Annotated in this window: 18 protein-coding genes; 14 read left to right on the top strand and 4 right to left on the bottom strand. The window is 59.2% G+C overall.

From position 1 onward, the window contains the following. Window positions 1-184: 184 nt before the first annotated feature. From alaS to ACZ5PA_RS02410, 4 genes are read left to right on the top strand one after another with little or no spacing between them, the layout of a single operon-like run. The gene (gene alaS / locus ACZ5PA_RS02425; RefSeq protein WP_464930701.1) at window positions 185-2,863 is read left to right on the top strand and encodes an alanine--tRNA ligase; all 2,679 of its coding nucleotides are present in this window, start codon (window positions 185-187) and stop codon (window positions 2,861-2,863) included. Beyond that, window positions 2,863-3,243: a nascent polypeptide-associated complex protein gene (locus ACZ5PA_RS02420; RefSeq protein WP_464930700.1), complete on the top strand. Its 381-nt coding sequence runs from the start codon at window positions 2,863-2,865 to the stop codon at window positions 3,241-3,243. The genes alaS and ACZ5PA_RS02420 overlap by 1 nt, the downstream gene beginning before the upstream one ends. A gap of 22 nt (window positions 3,244-3,265) precedes the next feature. Continuing rightward, the gene (locus ACZ5PA_RS02415) at window positions 3,266-3,805 is read left to right on the top strand and encodes a 50S ribosomal protein L16 (RefSeq protein WP_464930699.1); all 540 of its coding nucleotides are present in this window, start codon (window positions 3,266-3,268) and stop codon (window positions 3,803-3,805) included. Beyond that, the gene (locus ACZ5PA_RS02410) at window positions 3,780-4,520 is read left to right on the top strand and encodes a DUF2192 domain-containing protein (RefSeq protein WP_464930698.1); all 741 of its coding nucleotides are present in this window, start codon (window positions 3,780-3,782) and stop codon (window positions 4,518-4,520) included. Before ACZ5PA_RS02415 ends, ACZ5PA_RS02410 begins: the two co-directional genes overlap by 26 nt. Here ACZ5PA_RS02410 and ACZ5PA_RS02405 read toward each other — a convergent pair. Beyond that, window positions 4,486-5,103 (bottom strand): alpha/beta hydrolase family protein, encoded by a 618-nt coding sequence (locus tag ACZ5PA_RS02405; protein ID WP_464930697.1) that lies wholly within the window; start codon window positions 5,101-5,103, stop codon window positions 4,486-4,488. The genes ACZ5PA_RS02410 and ACZ5PA_RS02405 overlap by 35 nt on opposite strands. A gap of 431 nt (window positions 5,104-5,534) precedes the next feature. On the opposite strand from ACZ5PA_RS02405, the gene ACZ5PA_RS02400 reads away from it, so the two are divergent. Then, entirely contained in the window at window positions 5,535-6,338 is an 804-nt protein-coding gene (locus ACZ5PA_RS02400; protein WP_464930696.1) for a proteasome assembly chaperone family protein, read from the top strand. Between the two features lie 158 nt (window positions 6,339-6,496). Here ACZ5PA_RS02400 and ACZ5PA_RS02395 read toward each other — a convergent pair whose 3' ends face one another. Beyond that, complete coding sequence (locus ACZ5PA_RS02395) at window positions 6,497-6,688, bottom strand: hypothetical protein (RefSeq protein WP_464931281.1); 192 nt, start codon at window positions 6,686-6,688, stop codon at window positions 6,497-6,499. Here ACZ5PA_RS02395 and ACZ5PA_RS02390 point away from each other — a divergent pair. From ACZ5PA_RS02390 to ACZ5PA_RS02370, 5 genes are read left to right on the top strand one after another with little or no spacing between them, the layout of a single operon-like run. Further along, window positions 6,687-7,898: an amino acid ABC transporter substrate-binding protein gene (locus ACZ5PA_RS02390; RefSeq protein WP_464931265.1), complete on the top strand. Its 1,212-nt coding sequence runs from the start codon at window positions 6,687-6,689 to the stop codon at window positions 7,896-7,898. The genes ACZ5PA_RS02395 and ACZ5PA_RS02390 overlap by 2 nt on opposite strands. Next, window positions 7,898-8,776, top strand: coding sequence for a branched-chain amino acid ABC transporter permease (locus tag ACZ5PA_RS02385; protein ID WP_464930695.1), 879 nt, complete (start codon window positions 7,898-7,900; stop codon window positions 8,774-8,776). The genes ACZ5PA_RS02390 and ACZ5PA_RS02385 overlap by 1 nt, the downstream gene beginning before the upstream one ends. Then, entirely contained in the window at window positions 8,773-9,738 is a 966-nt protein-coding gene (locus tag ACZ5PA_RS02380) for a branched-chain amino acid ABC transporter permease (RefSeq protein ID WP_464930694.1), read from the top strand. Before ACZ5PA_RS02385 ends, ACZ5PA_RS02380 begins: the two co-directional genes overlap by 4 nt. Further along, window positions 9,735-10,463 (top strand): ABC transporter ATP-binding protein, encoded by a 729-nt coding sequence (locus tag ACZ5PA_RS02375; protein WP_464930693.1) that lies wholly within the window; start codon window positions 9,735-9,737, stop codon window positions 10,461-10,463. Before ACZ5PA_RS02380 ends, ACZ5PA_RS02375 begins: the two co-directional genes overlap by 4 nt. Further along, window positions 10,454-11,158: an ABC transporter ATP-binding protein gene (locus ACZ5PA_RS02370; protein ID WP_464930692.1), complete on the top strand. Its 705-nt coding sequence runs from the start codon at window positions 10,454-10,456 to the stop codon at window positions 11,156-11,158. Before ACZ5PA_RS02375 ends, ACZ5PA_RS02370 begins: the two co-directional genes overlap by 10 nt. 4 nt (window positions 11,159-11,162) lie before the next feature. Here the strand turns inward: ACZ5PA_RS02370 and ACZ5PA_RS02365 are convergent, their stop codons facing one another. Continuing rightward, window positions 11,163-11,660, bottom strand: coding sequence for a 50S ribosomal protein L5 (locus tag ACZ5PA_RS02365; RefSeq protein ID WP_464931264.1), 498 nt, complete (start codon window positions 11,658-11,660; stop codon window positions 11,163-11,165). A gap of 156 nt (window positions 11,661-11,816) precedes the next feature. On the opposite strand from ACZ5PA_RS02365, the gene ACZ5PA_RS02360 reads away from it, so the two are divergent. The 4 genes from ACZ5PA_RS02360 to ACZ5PA_RS02345 are packed head-to-tail and all read left to right on the top strand — an operon-like array spanning window position 11,817 to window position 13,282. Further along, a complete protein-coding gene (locus ACZ5PA_RS02360) occupies window positions 11,817-12,065 on the top strand; it encodes a hypothetical protein (RefSeq protein ID WP_464930691.1) in 249 nt (82 codons plus the stop codon). Then, complete coding sequence (locus ACZ5PA_RS02355; protein ID WP_464930690.1) at window positions 12,032-12,190, top strand: hypothetical protein; 159 nt, start codon at window positions 12,032-12,034, stop codon at window positions 12,188-12,190. Before ACZ5PA_RS02360 ends, ACZ5PA_RS02355 begins: the two co-directional genes overlap by 34 nt. Continuing rightward, on the top strand, window positions 12,177-12,398 hold the full coding sequence (locus ACZ5PA_RS02350; protein WP_464930689.1) for a hypothetical protein: 222 nt from the start codon (window positions 12,177-12,179) through the stop codon (window positions 12,396-12,398). The genes ACZ5PA_RS02355 and ACZ5PA_RS02350 overlap by 14 nt, the downstream gene beginning before the upstream one ends. Continuing rightward, window positions 12,395-13,282 (top strand): asparagine synthase-related protein, encoded by an 888-nt coding sequence (locus ACZ5PA_RS02345; protein WP_464930688.1) that lies wholly within the window; start codon window positions 12,395-12,397, stop codon window positions 13,280-13,282. The genes ACZ5PA_RS02350 and ACZ5PA_RS02345 overlap by 4 nt, the downstream gene beginning before the upstream one ends. On the opposite strand, the gene ACZ5PA_RS02340 is transcribed toward ACZ5PA_RS02345, so the two are convergent. Next, complete coding sequence (locus tag ACZ5PA_RS02340; RefSeq protein ID WP_464930687.1) at window positions 13,264-14,157, bottom strand: ArsR family transcriptional regulator; 894 nt, start codon at window positions 14,155-14,157, stop codon at window positions 13,264-13,266. The two genes, ACZ5PA_RS02345 and ACZ5PA_RS02340, sit on opposite strands and share 19 nt — an antisense overlap. Window positions 14,158-14,223: the final 66 nt, after the last annotated feature.

Genomic DNA, 14,223 nt, shown 5'->3' with positions numbered 1-14,223 from the left:
TAGATGTCGAGAGCGCTTACGTTGGCCCTAAGCCGGCGACCGCCCCATGGGCTCTCGCCGCGTACGTACGCAAAGACGAGGGGGGTCCTCGACTCCGCGCTCGGGCCCTCGTCCTCCTGCGTAGCCCCGAGCAAGCTCTGGCGAAGTCGGCGCCAAATATTAATATTCCAGTTGATGCTGGGCCGTGCTTTCAGCCAAGCTCTTCGAGGTCAGCCGCTTCTATAGGAAGCAGTGCCCCTCGTGTAAGTCCTACTTTTGGACCAAGAGGGCCGACCAAGTCTACTGCGGCGACCAGCCTTGCGTCCCCTACGGCTTCATAGGCAACTCGCCCGTGAGGGTCTCCGTAGAGAGCATAAGGGATTTGAGGGAGAGGTTCTTGTCGTTCTTCGAGAAGCGCGGCCATGCCAGGATCAAGCGATATCCCGTGGTGGCCAGATGGCGCGACGACGTGTTCCTAGTGGGCGCCTCGATATACGACTTCCAGCCTTGGGTCACCAGCGGCGCGGTCCCGCCCCCCGCCAATCCGTTGACTATATCGCAGCCGTCCATAAGGCTCACCGACGTGGACAAAGTGGGCAGGAGCGGCCGCCACTTGACGGGCTTCGAGATGATGGCCCACCACGCCTTCAACTACCCCGATAAATACGTCTACTGGATAAGCGAGACCACGGAATACGCCTACGAGTTCTTCACGAAGGAGCTCGGCATATCTGAGGACGAGGTGACCTTCAAGGAGTCCATGTGGGAGGGCGGCGGCAACGCGGGCGAGTGCTTCGAGGTGTTGGTCAGAGGGCTCGAAGTGGCCACGCTCGTGTTCATGCACTACGAAGTCAAGGACGGGAAACACGTGGAGCTCCCCCTCAAGATCGTCGACACTGGGTACGGCCTCGAGCGGATCTACTGGATGGCCAAGGGCACTCCGACCATCTACGACGCGGTGTTCGGGCCGTTCTTGTCGGCGGCTAGGCAGAAGCTCGGGGTGTCCGAGCCCCCGGCGGACGTCCTGGGGAGGGCGTCCGTCTTCTTCGGCCAGATGGACCCCGAGGTCTTGGGCCTCGAGAGGGCCTACAATGAGGTCGCCAAGAAGATCGGCGTATCGCCGCAGGAATTCCGCGAGATCATGAAGCCCCAAGAGGCGTTGTACGTCTTGGCGGACCACAGCAGAACGGTCTCTTGGATGATCGCGGACGGGGTCATACCGTCGAACTCCGGGGCCGGCTATTTGGCCCGCCTCCTCATACGCAGAGCCCTCCGCGGGCTCTGGCTAGCCGGGATAGAGGCCTCGTTGGTGGATCTATTCGACCTACATCTAAAATATTTGAGAGACGACTACCCCGAGGTCTGGGAGAGCCGCGACGTGATACTGGAGTTAATAGACCTAGAGGAGAAGAAGTACAAAGAAGTGCTCAAGTCCGCGCCTTCTCTAGTCAAGAAGGCCTTAGAGAGGGCCGGGGACAAGACGCTCAAGGCCGAGGACTTAGTGGAGCTCTACGACAGCTTCGGCGTTCCGCCGGAGGTCGCCCGCGAGGCGGCCAAGAAGCTGGGCGCCGAGGCCGAGGTCCCGGACGATTTCTATTCCCGCCTGGCGGCTCGCCATCAAGCAAGGAAGTCGGGCGAGGAGGCCGCTAAGTTGCCCGTGGCGCTCGCCAAAGTGGCCGATCTGCCGAAGACGAGGGAGTTGTTCTACGAGGATCCCTATAGGAGATCCGCTAAATCCAAGGCGTTGAGGGTCATAGACGGGAAGTACGTGGTGTTGGACGCCACGGTGTTCTATCCAGAAGGCGGAGGCCAACCGGCCGATAAGGGCGTGTTGAAGCACAGCGGAGGGGAGGCCAAGGTGGTCGACGTGCAGAGGCTCGGCGGCGTTATAGTCCACGTGATAGAGGGGCCTCCGCCTAAGGAGGGCGAGGAGGTCTACGGCGAAATCGACTGGAACCGCCGTCTATCCTTGATGAGGATGCACACGGGCACCCACGTGTTGATACAGAGCATAAGGAGGGTCTTGGGCAAACACATATGGCAAGCGGGAGCCCAGAAGGACATACCCTTCAGCCGCCTCGACGTGACCCACTACAAGATGCCCACCGAGAAAGAGATAGCCGAGATAGAGAAGCTCGCCAACAAGATCGTCATGTCCAACTTGCCTGTGAGGGCCTTGATAATGCCCAGGAACGAGGCGGAGGCCAAGTTCGGCTTCATAATCTATCAAGGCGGAGTGGTGCCGGCCAAGGATATAAGGATACTCAGAATAGGGCCCGAGGACGACCCCTTCGACGTGCAGGCGTGCGGAGGCACTCATCTCCACAACACAGGCGAAATAGGCCTCATCAAGATAGTCCGCGTCGAGCGTATAGCGGACGGCGTAGTCCGCTTCGTCTTCACCACGGGCGAACACGCCGTGGATTACGTCCAGAAGATGGAGGCGGACCTATCGGCCGTGGCCAAGGCCCTGGGCGCCGGCAAGGAGGACGCGCCGGCCCAGCTGGCCAAGTACATGGAGAAATTCGACGACCTGGAGAGGCGTTATAAGAAGCTCGCCTCGTCCTACGCCGAGTTGTTGGCCGGGGCGCTCCGCGTCGAGCCCCTCCCCAAGGCGGATTTGGCATACTTGGAGCTCGACGACGAGGAGTTGGCCAAGGCGGTGGCGACGGCGGCGACGGGCAAGAACCCGCGTTTGTTGTTGGTGGTGAGGTCGGGCAAGAGGCTGGAGCTCTACAGCGGGCGTCAAATAGACGTCGGCCCCATAGCTACCGAGTTGAGGAAACGTGGGTTCAAGGGAGGCGGCTCCAAGACCTACGCCGGCGGTTTCTACGAGGGAGACGTGGAGGAGATCCTTAAAACGATCCACAGCCTATTGGGCTGATGTTCAACCCGCGCGAGCTAGAGCGTTATTTGAAGAGGATGGGTATAAAGATGGAAGAGGTGGACGCCGCGTACGTGGAGATAGGGCTTAAGAACGGCGATGTGCTCAGAATCGAGTCGCCCTCGGTGGCCTTGCTCAAGCTCCCCAACAAGGTCCTAGTATACCAGATACAGGCACAAGAGGGCTCGGTGAAGGTCCAGAAGAGGCAAGAGGCGGCCGCCGGCGGCTACGCGCCCACCGACGAGGACATCAGCTTAGTCGTGGAGCAGACAGGGGCCACCAGAGAGGAGGCGGAGCAAGCGTTGAGGGAGGCCAAGGGCGATTTGGTCCAAGCGGTCATGTCCTTGATGCAGAAGAAAAAATCGGCCGATAAGAGTTAAATAGAGGGACTTCCTACCGCTTATGCCGGTGCGCCCTGCTAGATGTTACAGGAGGATAAAAGGCCCGCCCTACACGAGGCTGGAGTACATACACGGCGCTCCCTACGTCCAGATACCCAAGTTCGACATGGGCAACACCTCCCCGTCGGCTAGGGAGGGGTTCACGATGATGGCTATCCTTATATCCCAGAGCAGAGGCCAAATAAGGGCACAAGCCCTCGAGGCAGCGCGCCAAATGGCCTACAAGTATTTGTCCGTCAAGGTCGGCGATGCCAACTACTACTTCAGAGTGGAGGTCTACCCCCATCACGTCCTCAGAGAGAACAAGATGTTGGCCATGGCAGGCGCCGACCGTCTACAAGAGGGCATGAGGCTGAACTTCGGCTCTCCGGCCGGCAGAGCGGCGCGTGTCGAGAGGGGACAAGTGCTCATGTACTTGGAGTTCAAACCGGAGCACTTGCCTCACATAAAGGAGGCCTTGAGGAGGGCGGCCTCGAAATTGCCGATTCCCACAAGAATAGTCGTTGCGCCTAAAAATGGGGATAAAAAGGCTGCATCGTGATAGGGTAGAGGCTGCATTGGAGGTACTCGAAAAGGCGTTGAGGGGGGACATAACCACACGCCTAGGCCTAGTGGAGGCGTTGAAGGAGTCCTACAAGAGGAGGGGAGTTGAGCCATTGAGGGGGTTCTCAACCGAGTCCATATACGACAAGGAGCTGGCGACGGTCCACGTGGTCGGCATATACGGCGCAGGGGCCATCGCGCCTGGCGAGCTCGATAACTTGTTCTACGTGGAGAACGCGGCGCATAGCGCACTGGAGATCGTGAAGGGCATCACCGAGGTCTTGACCGATGAGGTCAAGGAGAAGATAAAGGGCATAATCGTGGAGATAAAGGGCAAGGACCTCGAGGACAAGGTGTTCCGCTTCTTGAGGTATGCATTCACCGGGACGGTCCTCGGCGTCTTCGCGGAGCCCTTGTTCGTCAAGACCATCAGGACGGCCGAGGCGATCTACCCCGACATGGAGGAGAAGTTTGTGAGGTACATGGCGTTCTACACTGCCTACAAAATCGCCGAGCTCATAGCCGAGGACTCCATAAGGAGCCCGAACGACTTGAAGATATACAAGTACACCTATTGCCTACAGCTGGGCTTCCAGAAGTGTAAGCCGTCCGATAAGCTGATCAAGGAAGTGGCCGTGAACGTCTACAAGGTGGATAAATCCAAGGTCAACAGGCTCCTCACGGGGAAGGGGGTGATCCCCAAGGTCTCCTAGGGCATTTTTCGACGAAGTTGGCTATGACCTTAGCTATCTTGTCCCTCTCCTCGTCGTTTTTAGGCGTATGGCCCATCCCGGCTATTTCGACCACGTCCACGGGGAACCCGAACTTCTCGGCGAGGCCGACCAGTATATCCACGTGCGCTCTGGGGACCACGTCGTCTCTCTCCCCTCTGAGGTAAAGGACCGGCGGCATGCCCCGCCCTATGTAGCGGGACGGGGAGGTCTCGTCCAGCAGAGGCCCGAGGGCGGCGAGCTCGTTGGCGAGCCTTTTGGAGAACTTGTCGCCCTTGTTCTCGAGCCACTGAAGCTGTAGCCTTCTGTCCACGGGCCCCGCTATCGATATCACGCAGCCCACCATGCCCGGGTTCCTGGCCGCGAGCAGCAACGCGGCGGTGCCGCCCATGGAGTGGCCCGCCGCCACGTCGACGGGCAATGCCGAGAGGCCGACCTCATAGGCGTCTGAGACGTCCCGTATCGAGGGCGCCACCACCTCGTAGCCCAGATCCTTCAAGGGCTTGATCAACCAGTCCACCCTATCGGGGGAGCTCCCCCTCCCGTGATAGACTATCGCCTTCATGTCCGAACACACGCATTATAAATAAAAATCGTGGATGCACCACGATCAGAACAGCCCCTCGCCGGATCCTTGGCGGCGCGCCCAGCTCGCCGACCGCCGCGATGAAGTCGGCGTACAGCTCCTTCCGTACTGGCCTCCACGCTTATCCCTCAGCTAGATTGAGGCTAAGGCCTCTCAGAGCCGCTGAAATAGGCGTTTGGCGCATCTCCATATCGTGGAATACAATTAGTCCCCTTCCTGAACCTTATCGCTGAGTAGCTCCATATCCTCGCGTCGGCGAGCCCCTCCACGCGCCTGCTTCTTGAAGCCGTGGCCTATTCCACGCACATATCCGGAGCCCGCGCAATGGGTCCTCGGGCGGCCGGGGCAAGACCCACGTCGGCTGAGGCACGGCCGCAGACATGTTTTTAAACAGACGGCGTCTCATCGCCATGAAACTGGAGTTCAAGATAAGCGCTTTGCCGAGGGACAAGAGGAACAGCTTGCTCTTGGCGTGTCCCGAGCCCTCCCTAGCTGGCGTCGTGGCCGTGGAGTACGTCATAGATACGCTCAAGATGGAGGAGATAGGCGCAATAAGGATACCCGAGCTGCCGCCCGTCGTGGCCGTGGTCAACGGCGCGGCGAAGCTGCCGCATAGAATATTCTACAGCAAGGACTTTGGCCTCCTCGCCATAAGGCAGCACATGCCCGTGCCCCCGCAGATATACGCCGAGTTCGTGGGCAAGGTCCTCGACTGGGCCGAGGAGAACAAGGTGAGGGACGTGATCTGCCTCTCGGCCACCGCCGCCATCGGCGAGGGGGATGCCGTGTATTTCGTCACGGAGGAGCACTTAGTCGATAAATTCAAGTCCTACGGCCTAATCCCCTTGAAGGAGGCCACGGTCGCGGGCCTCGAGGGCGCCTTCCTAGACGCCGTGTTGGGGCGGTCCATCGACGGCGTGTTGATCCTCGCCGAGTCCAAGCTCTTGACGGCAGTCAAGAGGCTAATAGAGGGGGGCAAGGTGGCGAGCCACAGAGACGTCGTCATGATAATAAACGACTTGGTGGGCCGCGTTGGCCCCGACGTCACCGCCGCGTTGAAGTTGATAGAGGCCGTGGGGAAGATAACGGGGATCCAGCTGGACACCTCCAAGTTGCAAGAGCACGCGCAGAAGTATGCCTTCTTGGTAGAGAAAAACATCGAGGCGTTGATGCACCCGGCGCAACAACGCAGGGAGATCCCCTTGATGATCTAAAAATCTAGATGATAAATATCATTTTTACGAAAAGCGTAATTGAAGAGTATAAATACTTATAAACCCTATCTACGCGACAGTAACATGAAACAATCAGCAATAATCGGAATAGTCATAGCGGTCTTGGTAATAGCCTTGGTCGTGGGGATTCTGGCAACTCAGAAACAGTCGACTCCTCCCAGCTCCACGACCTCGGCGACGACCAGCGCTACCTCCACCACAGCCCCACCAACGACTAGCTCCACGACCTCGGCGACGACCAGCGCTACCTCCACCACAGCCCCACCAACGACTAGCTCCACGACCTCGGCGACGACCAGCGTTGCCGGCGCCCAATGTCCCGACGTCATAGTCATAGGGACGCCGGCCGCTATAAGCGGCAAGTACGCAACCGAGGGCCAGTATATACTGTGGGGTGCCTTAGCCGCCGTGAATTGGATAAACGACCACGGCGGAATAAACTGCGGCGGCAAGATGGTGAAGGTCAATCTGATCTACCAAGATTCTCAATCCAACGCGCAGCTGGCCTCCAGCATCGCCGAGAGTTTGATCACGCAACAACACGTAAACTTCTTGCTCAGCCCCTACGGCTCCGACTTGGCCCTGGCGGTGTCGCCCGTGGCCGAGAAATACGGCGTTTTGATGGCGGTAGTCGGCGCGTCCTCCGACCGCATATTCCAACAAGGGTTCAAGTACGTCATCGGGGTGGCCTCGCCCGCCAGCCACTACTTCTGGTCCGTCCTCGACATGGTCAAGGCCGTAGACCCTAACGCCAAGACCGTCGCCATACTCTACAGCGATGATGAGTTCGATAGATACGTGGCCTCGGGCGCTAAGGCGTACGCCCAGCAGTTGGGATTCCAAGTTGTGGTCTACGACTCGTATCCGCCCACCACGCAAGACGTAACCACACAAGTCCTCGACGTCAAGAACGCTAAGCCCGATATAATACTCGTGGCCGCCCACTACGCGGACGGCCAGTTGGTGACGCAGACGTTGTATCAACAGAACGTCAACGCCAAGCTGATCGCCTTGACGGTGGCCCCCCTCGTGCCCGATTACTACAACGCCCTCCGCGTCGGCAACGGCTCCTTGGCCGAGTGTATAGTCGGCCCATCGCATTGGGAGCCCGGCGTCAACTACACCCCCGATTTGGCTAAACAAAAGGGGATCGATTGGTTCGGGCCGACCCGCGACGAGTTCGTATCGTATTTCAGACAAGTGGCCAAACAGATGTCTGGCAAGGAGGTGGACCCCGGCTATGAGGCCGGCTGGGCCGCCGAGGGCGTGCTAGTGTTGTTATACGGAGTCCAGAAAGCCGGCAGCGTTGATCCTAACTTGGTAAGACAAGCGCTCGCCAACTCCGACTTCATGACGTTCTTCGGCGAGTTCAAGATGAACGCGACCAACGGCCTCAACATAGCGCACTCCATGGTGGTGACCCAGTGGCAGGCCGGCCAGAGGGTGGTCGTATGGCCCTCTGTGGCCGCGCAGAGCAAGTTGTTCTATCCGTCTCTGACTTGGAGCCAAAGAGCCTCGGGCCAGCTCTGTAAACCGTAATGATAGACCCAGTCCCCTATTTTTTAAACGGCCTCATAGTCGGTTCGATTTACGGCCTAATCGCCATAGGGCTGAGCTTCATATTCGGCATACTCAAGGTGATAAACGTAGCTCACGGCTCCTTCGTTATGTTGGGCGCATACGTGGCCTATTTCTTCTTCTTGTTCTGGGCCTATCCTCCGCTGATCTCCGTATTCGCCGGCCTAGCCATCGGCGCGTTGGCGGGCCTCGCGCTGTACTACGCGGTGATAAGGCCATTGCGCAAGGCCGGTGATATGCACGTGTTGGTGGCCCTCTTCGCCTTGGGATCCCTCATGGCCGAGCTGGCCCGTATAGCGTGGGGGCCCAACGTGGTGGGGTTCACGTGGAACATAGGCTCTATATCTTTGTCGGGCTATGTAATTCAACTATCTCGACTCCTCGGCGCCGTCGCCGCCTTGATCATAGCGTTGGCCTTACAAATCTTGCTCTACAAGACTAGCTTCGGCAGGGCGATAAGGGCGGTGGTACAAGACCCGATAGGAGCCCAGATAGTCGGCATTAACGTCGAGCGCGTCTTCGCCTCAAGTACGGCGATAGGGATAGCGTTAACCACCGCCGGCGGCGTGTTGCTCACCCTCTTCATCCCAGTGGGCATAAACCCGTACATGGGCGATCCCTACACGTTGATGGCCTTCGTCATATCGGTGATGGGCGGACTGGAGTCCACAATGGGCGCCTACGTGGCCGGCTTGATATTCGGCGAGATACTCTCGCTGGGATACCCGCTGTTCACATCGTTGGGCTTCGCCGCGCCTTACCAGATGGCGTTGTTCGTGGGTTTCGTCATACTGGTGTTGTTCTTGCTCTTCAGGCCGACCGGGCTCTTTAAGACATGAAGCCCCACGTGCCTCTCGCCATATACATATCGCTCATCGCCCTTAGCATAATTAGGCCCGACATGTCGCAGACGATCGCCGCCATAGCCTTCTACATGGCCCTGGGCCAGGCGGTGAACATCTTCGTAGGACTCACCGGATACGTGAACTTCGGATACGCCGCGTTCATAGCAATGGGAGCCTACGGCCTCGGCATCGCTATAGCGTATTTGCCGCAACTCGGCATATGGACTCTGCCGGTGGGGTTGTTGTTCGGAATAGCGTTAGCCGGAGGCCTCGCCCTAGCCATAGGCGCAGTGGCGCTCAGGTTGAGGAGCGCCTATTTCGCTATCGCCACTATCGGCATAAACGAGGCCCTAAAGGACTTGATAATAGGGGCCGGCATATGGGGCGGGAGCTCCGGCTTGGTGTTGGGCTATAACATGTTTCAGGAATACGGACGCGAGTTGGCCTTGTCCCTCTCCACAGAGGGCTCTACGATATTGATACTTACGACGGGGTTCATGGCCGTGGTGGCCACTTATTTGCTCCAAAGCGGCGAGATCGGGTACGCGCTCGCGGCGATAAGACAAGATGAAGACGCGGCCAAGGTCATGGGCGTCAACCCCACGAAGTATAAGCTGATAGCCTTCACCTTGAGCTCGGTCTTCTCGGCTCTGCTGGGATCTGCAGCGTTTCCCCTAGCGGCGACGCAAATCTTCCCCGACACTGCGTTCAAGGTGGACTACATACTCGACGGCTTGGCCGTCATGTTCCTCGGCGGTGCGGGCACGGTCACGGGCGCCGTCGTTGGAGGTCTCTTGTACGTCCCCTTGAGGCTCCTCCTAGGCCAGATCTTGCCGGCGTATCAATCATTAGTTACTCCGTTGCTCGTGTTGGCCGTGATCCTCGTGGCGCCTAGGGGCATAATAGGCGAGCTGAGGGCCCGTGTACCCCCAAAAGTGAGGGAGTGGATTCCATGAGGCTCCTCGAAGTGCTCGACGTCGTTAAACGTTTCGGAGGGCTGACGGCTCTCCAGGGCGTCAGCTTAAAGATAGATAAGGGCGAATTCGTGGCCGTGGTGGGGCCCAACGGATCCGGCAAGACGACCCTCCTCAACGTGATCAACGGAGTATATAAACCGGACTCCGGCAAAGTCCTCTTCGAGGGACGCGACATAACGAAGTTGCCGGCCTACGCCAGGGCTAAGATGGGCATCTCCAGAGCCTTCCAAGTCCCCAAGCCGTTCCCCGAGTTGACAGTGCTCGACAACGTGGTCGTCGGGGCCGTGTTCAACGGCGGGCTCGACCTACACAAGGCCAGAGAGGCGGCGAAGGAGGCCGTGGAGTACGTCGGCCTTGGCAAAAAGGCCGAGGAGCTGGCCGGGAGGTTGACCTTCAATGAGCTGAGGCTTTTAGAACTTGCGAGGGCTCTGGCGGGGAGGCCCAAGTTGTTACTGCTCGACGAGGTCATGGCTGGGCTTAACCCCGGCGAGATAGACAACATGACGAGGTTGATCAAGAGAATAGTCGAGGAGAAGGGCATCTCGGCGCTTTCGCTCGTGGAGCACAGAATGAAGGCGGTGGTCCAGCTCGCGGACAGAGTCGTGGTGATGCATCAAGGCAAGGTGATCGCCGAGGGGCCGCCCGACGTGGCCCTCAACAATCCCGTAGTAGTGGAGATATACTTGGGGAAGCCATGGCGTTGAACGTAAAGGAGCTAGATGCGGGCTACGGCAAGGTGCAAGTGTTGTTCAAGATCTCTTTAGAGGTCCAGAAAGGCACCATAACGACGTTGATAGGCCCCAACGGCGCGGGGAAGACCACCACCCTCTTCTCCATCATGGGCATAGTCAAGCCGTGGGGCGGAGGCGTATACCTCAACGGCGTGGACGTTACGAGGACGCCGCCCCACAAAAAAGTGGAATTGGGCATAGTCTTGGTCCCGGAGGGCAGACGCCTCTTCCCTAACATGACCGTCGAGGAGAACCTATTGATGGGAGCCTATGTAAAGAGGGCGCACCGCCATATCGACGACTCGTTGGAGTACGTCTACTCGTTGTTCCCTAGGCTCAAGGAGCGCAGGAGACAGAAGGCGGGGACTCTAAGCGGAGGCGAACAACAGATGTTGGCGATCGGCAGAGCCCTCATGTCCAGGCCCGAGGTCCTCTTGGTGGACGAGCCCTCGGCGGGCCTTGCGCCGAAGGTGGTGGCCGAGATGCTCGAGGCATTTAAGAGGATCAAGGAGACGTCGACTATACTGTTGGTAGAGCAGAACGTCTCGGCAGCGCTTGCGGTGGCCGACTACGGCTACGTCTTGGAAAACGGCAGAGTGGTCCTCTCGGGCCCTTCGGGCGATCTAATGGAGAACTCCCACGTCAAGAAGGCGTATCTGGGCGTTTAGGGCCTCAATCCACTTGGACCCCGAGGACCTTCTGGAAGAACTCGATGGCCTCCTCCTTGGTCACTAGTTGGCCCCTCCCGACCTTGCTCCTCCTCCGCCTCCTCAGCTGCACTCTAAGGCCCGGCTTGGCTAGGCGCACGCAGACGTCCATGCCCCACACGCCGACCGCTGGGTCGTATTTGACGCCGGGGAGCATTATGTGTTCCTTTATCCCGAAACACACGTTCCCCCTATCGTCGAAGTTGGACGCCTTAACTCTGTTGTTCAATGCGACGAGCGCTCTGGCCAAGAACTGGATCGCCTTATCCCTTCTGAGCGTGACCGCCACGGCTATGGGCTCGCCCCTTCTGACGTTCCACTCCTTTATGCTTTTCTTGGCCTTCCTCACTGAGGGCTTCTGCCCAGTCAATTCCTCGAGGAGGGCCCTCGCCTTCTCGAGCCTCTCCCCGCCTTCCCCCACTCCGATGTTCACGACCACTTTTTCTATGTATATCCTCCGCATCGGGCTGTCCTTCACGAGGACGAGCTCCTTCCAGCTCCTCTGGGCAAGAGGCGCCGACACGGCTCACGGAGCGGCGTTGTTTTTAAACGTTTCCCCGCGCAGGCTTTTAAAAACGGGATAGAAGTACGACTTAAAAAATGGGGTCGATCTCCGCACATGCTGAAGGCGGCCTTGTTCTCGGCCGGCAAGGACAGCGTCTACGCGGCGTTGCTGGAATGGCCCGTGGACCTCTTCGTGGTTTTCGTGTACCAGTTCCCGCGCCCTTCGCCGCATCTGCTCAACCTACACAAGGCGATAGAGCTCGCCAACGCGTTGGGGGTGCCCGTGGCGGTGCTCAAAGTGGACAAGGGGAAGGAGCTCCGCCAACATTGGTGGCCGGCGATCAAGCCGTCGAGGAGCACTTGAAGTACATGGAGAGGCTAGCCGACGAGGCCGGCGCGAAGTTGAGGGAGCCTCTATGGGGGCTGGACCCAGCTGAGGCCTTGGCCAAGGAGGCCGAGGAGCTGGACTTCGTGGTTGATAGGGGCTAAGTACGTCGATCTGGTGTGCGACTACGTGGACGAACAAAGGGCTGGGCGGTTCTTGGAGAGGGCCAAATCCTTCGGAGTCGACCCCATCGGCGAAAAGGGGGAGTACCACACCTTGGTGGTGAAGGCCAAGAGGCTAGGCGCGTCTATACCTTTTAGGTGCCTCGACGTCAAGAAATACGTCGACTACTACATCGCCTCGTTGGCATGAGCCTCCCCCAATTGTTGATACGCGCGGCGTCCCGCGCCGGATGCGACGGCGTTTTGTTGTCGGGAGGGCTGGACTCCGCCACAGTCGCCTGGGCGCTGGTCGAGGGGGGCTTTAGGCCCAAGGCCTTCAATGCGCAGTACGCCCCCGCCCCGGGGACCGACTTGCCTTACGCGCTGGAGGCCGCGAGGGCCTTGAGGTTGAGGCTCACGGTGATCTGGGCCGACGACGAGGAGGCGGTGAAAGCCGCCGAGGAGGTGGTGGGGATATTGAAAGTCTTCAACCCCATGGAGGCGGTGAACTGCGCGGCGGCCTATATATCCATGAGGGCCGCGGCCGAGCTGGGCGTCAGGAGGATATGTACCGGCGACGGCGGCGACGAGCTCTTCGCGGGCTATAGCTATATGCACAAGCTCCCCCCGAGGGAGCTCGACGAGTACATACGTCGGTTGACGAAGAACTGGTATTTCTGCTCCTTCGACATAGGCCGCGCCTTGGGCGTCGAAGTCGCGGCGCCCTACCTCGACCCTGAAGTGGTCCAATACGCCCTCTCCGTGCCCGCCGAGGAGAAGGTGAAGGACGGCGTCGGCAAATACATCGTCAGGGAGGAGTTCAAGGGCCTAATCCCCGACTCGATATTGTGGAGGAGGAAGGACCCCCTAGAGGTCGGCAGCGGCTTCGCCGCGTTGTACGAAGTCTTGGCGAAGAGGGCCGAGGGGTATAAAGCCGATATACCGATCGCGGGGGCCGCGAAGTATCTGTACAAGGCGTTCAAGGAGAGGGGATTGAGGTACGAGAAAGACTCCGAGGCGCCTTGCCCCGTCTGCGGGCATAGGCTCAAGGACGGCTATTGCCCCATGTGCGGCTACTACGGCCGGACCGAGTAGATGCGCACGCCGTTCACTATCTTCGCCTCCACTAGCCCGGCCCTCCTCAAGGTGCTCAAGGCGTGTTCCACGGTCCTCATGGGCAAGCCCGTCAACTCGGCGATGGAGCGCGACGTCAAGGGCCCCTTCTCCTCCAAGACCTTGAACACGTACCGCATGGAGGGCGACATCTTCACGTTGCTCTCGGCGACGGTCCTCGCGGCCATCGGCTTCAACAACCTGGCCGTGGAGCCTGCCCAGATCCTCGCGACGCCCTCGGCCAACGGGATCCTGACGCGGCCATCGGCTATGAGCTCCGGCAAATACCTAGATCTCACGCCCGATATCTCCACTATTCTGCCCAGCTTGACGATATAGGGAGGCCTCCGCGCGGTGGAGTTGACCGGCACTATCTCGAGGACCTCGGCCTCCGGGTCTATGACGGAGCCGCCGGCCGATCTAGCGTAGGCCGAGGACCCCAACGGCGTGGACACCAACACGCCGTCGGCCACATCGCTGAAGAGCACTCTGCCGTCGACGCCCACGTTATACGACATCAAGGCGGCCGACCTCCTGGGAAAGACCGCCACCTCGTTCACGGCCCTCGCCAAGGAGCCCCCAGACTCGGCGTGAAGTCTAGGTATTTTGAGGACCGCGCATTCCGACTTGGCCGCAACGAGGCTGTATAAGTCCTCCGACGCGAAGGCCAGCTCCGCGTCGACTCCTCTAGGCGATATGCCCACCACCACCTCGTCCCTCGTCCTCAAGGCCTCCAATATGTCCCTATCGGCGCCGTACACCAACACGAAATCGGCGTCGTCCTTGACCGGTATGCCGAGCTTCTGAGCGGCCTTGGCCGCCTCGGGCGAGTAGGGCTTGACGGCTTCTATACACATAGAAGCGAGCTCGACCGACGTTTTAGGCATTACCGCCGTGTATTTTAACCAACAGCTTAAAGATAT

The organism is Thermoproteus thermophilus (assembly GCF_055392855.1).
This window is presented reverse-complemented; position numbering and strand designations above follow the sequence as displayed.

Bases quoted from the DNA above. Each gene is read 5' to 3' on its own strand.
- ACZ5PA_RS02365 (WP_464931264.1), bottom strand. From the start codon at position 11,660: ATGCGGAGGATATACATAGAAAAAGTGGTCGTGAACATCGGAGTGGGG.
- ACZ5PA_RS02340 (WP_464930687.1), bottom strand. From the start codon at position 14,157: ATGTGTATAGAAGCCGTCAAGCCCTACTCGCCCGAGGCGGCCAAGGCC.
- ACZ5PA_RS02420 (WP_464930700.1), top strand. From the start codon at position 2,863: ATGTTCAACCCGCGCGAGCTAGAGCGTTATTTGAAGAGGATGGGTATA.
- ACZ5PA_RS02400 (WP_464930696.1), top strand. From the start codon at position 5,535: ATGAAACTGGAGTTCAAGATAAGCGCTTTGCCGAGGGACAAGAGGAAC.
- ACZ5PA_RS02375 (WP_464930693.1), top strand. From the start codon at position 9,735: ATGAGGCTCCTCGAAGTGCTCGACGTCGTTAAACGTTTCGGAGGGCTG.
- ACZ5PA_RS02370 (WP_464930692.1), top strand. From the start codon at position 10,454: ATGGCGTTGAACGTAAAGGAGCTAGATGCGGGCTACGGCAAGGTGCAA.
- ACZ5PA_RS02360 (WP_464930691.1), top strand. From the start codon at position 11,817: ATGCTGAAGGCGGCCTTGTTCTCGGCCGGCAAGGACAGCGTCTACGCG.
- ACZ5PA_RS02385 (WP_464930695.1), top strand. From the start codon at position 7,898: ATGATAGACCCAGTCCCCTATTTTTTAAACGGCCTCATAGTCGGTTCG.
- ACZ5PA_RS02345 (WP_464930688.1), top strand. From the start codon at position 12,395: ATGAGCCTCCCCCAATTGTTGATACGCGCGGCGTCCCGCGCCGGATGC.
- ACZ5PA_RS02405 (WP_464930697.1), bottom strand. From the start codon at position 5,103: ATGAAGGCGATAGTCTATCACGGGAGGGGGAGCTCCCCCGATAGGGTG.
- ACZ5PA_RS02410 (WP_464930698.1), top strand. From the start codon at position 3,780: ATGGGGATAAAAAGGCTGCATCGTGATAGGGTAGAGGCTGCATTGGAG.
- ACZ5PA_RS02380 (WP_464930694.1), top strand. From the start codon at position 8,773: ATGAAGCCCCACGTGCCTCTCGCCATATACATATCGCTCATCGCCCTT.
- ACZ5PA_RS02415 (WP_464930699.1), top strand. From the start codon at position 3,266: ATGCCGGTGCGCCCTGCTAGATGTTACAGGAGGATAAAAGGCCCGCCC.
- ACZ5PA_RS02395 (WP_464931281.1), bottom strand. From the start codon at position 6,688: ATGACGTCGGGACATTGGGCGCCGGCAACGCTGGTCGTCGCCGAGGTC.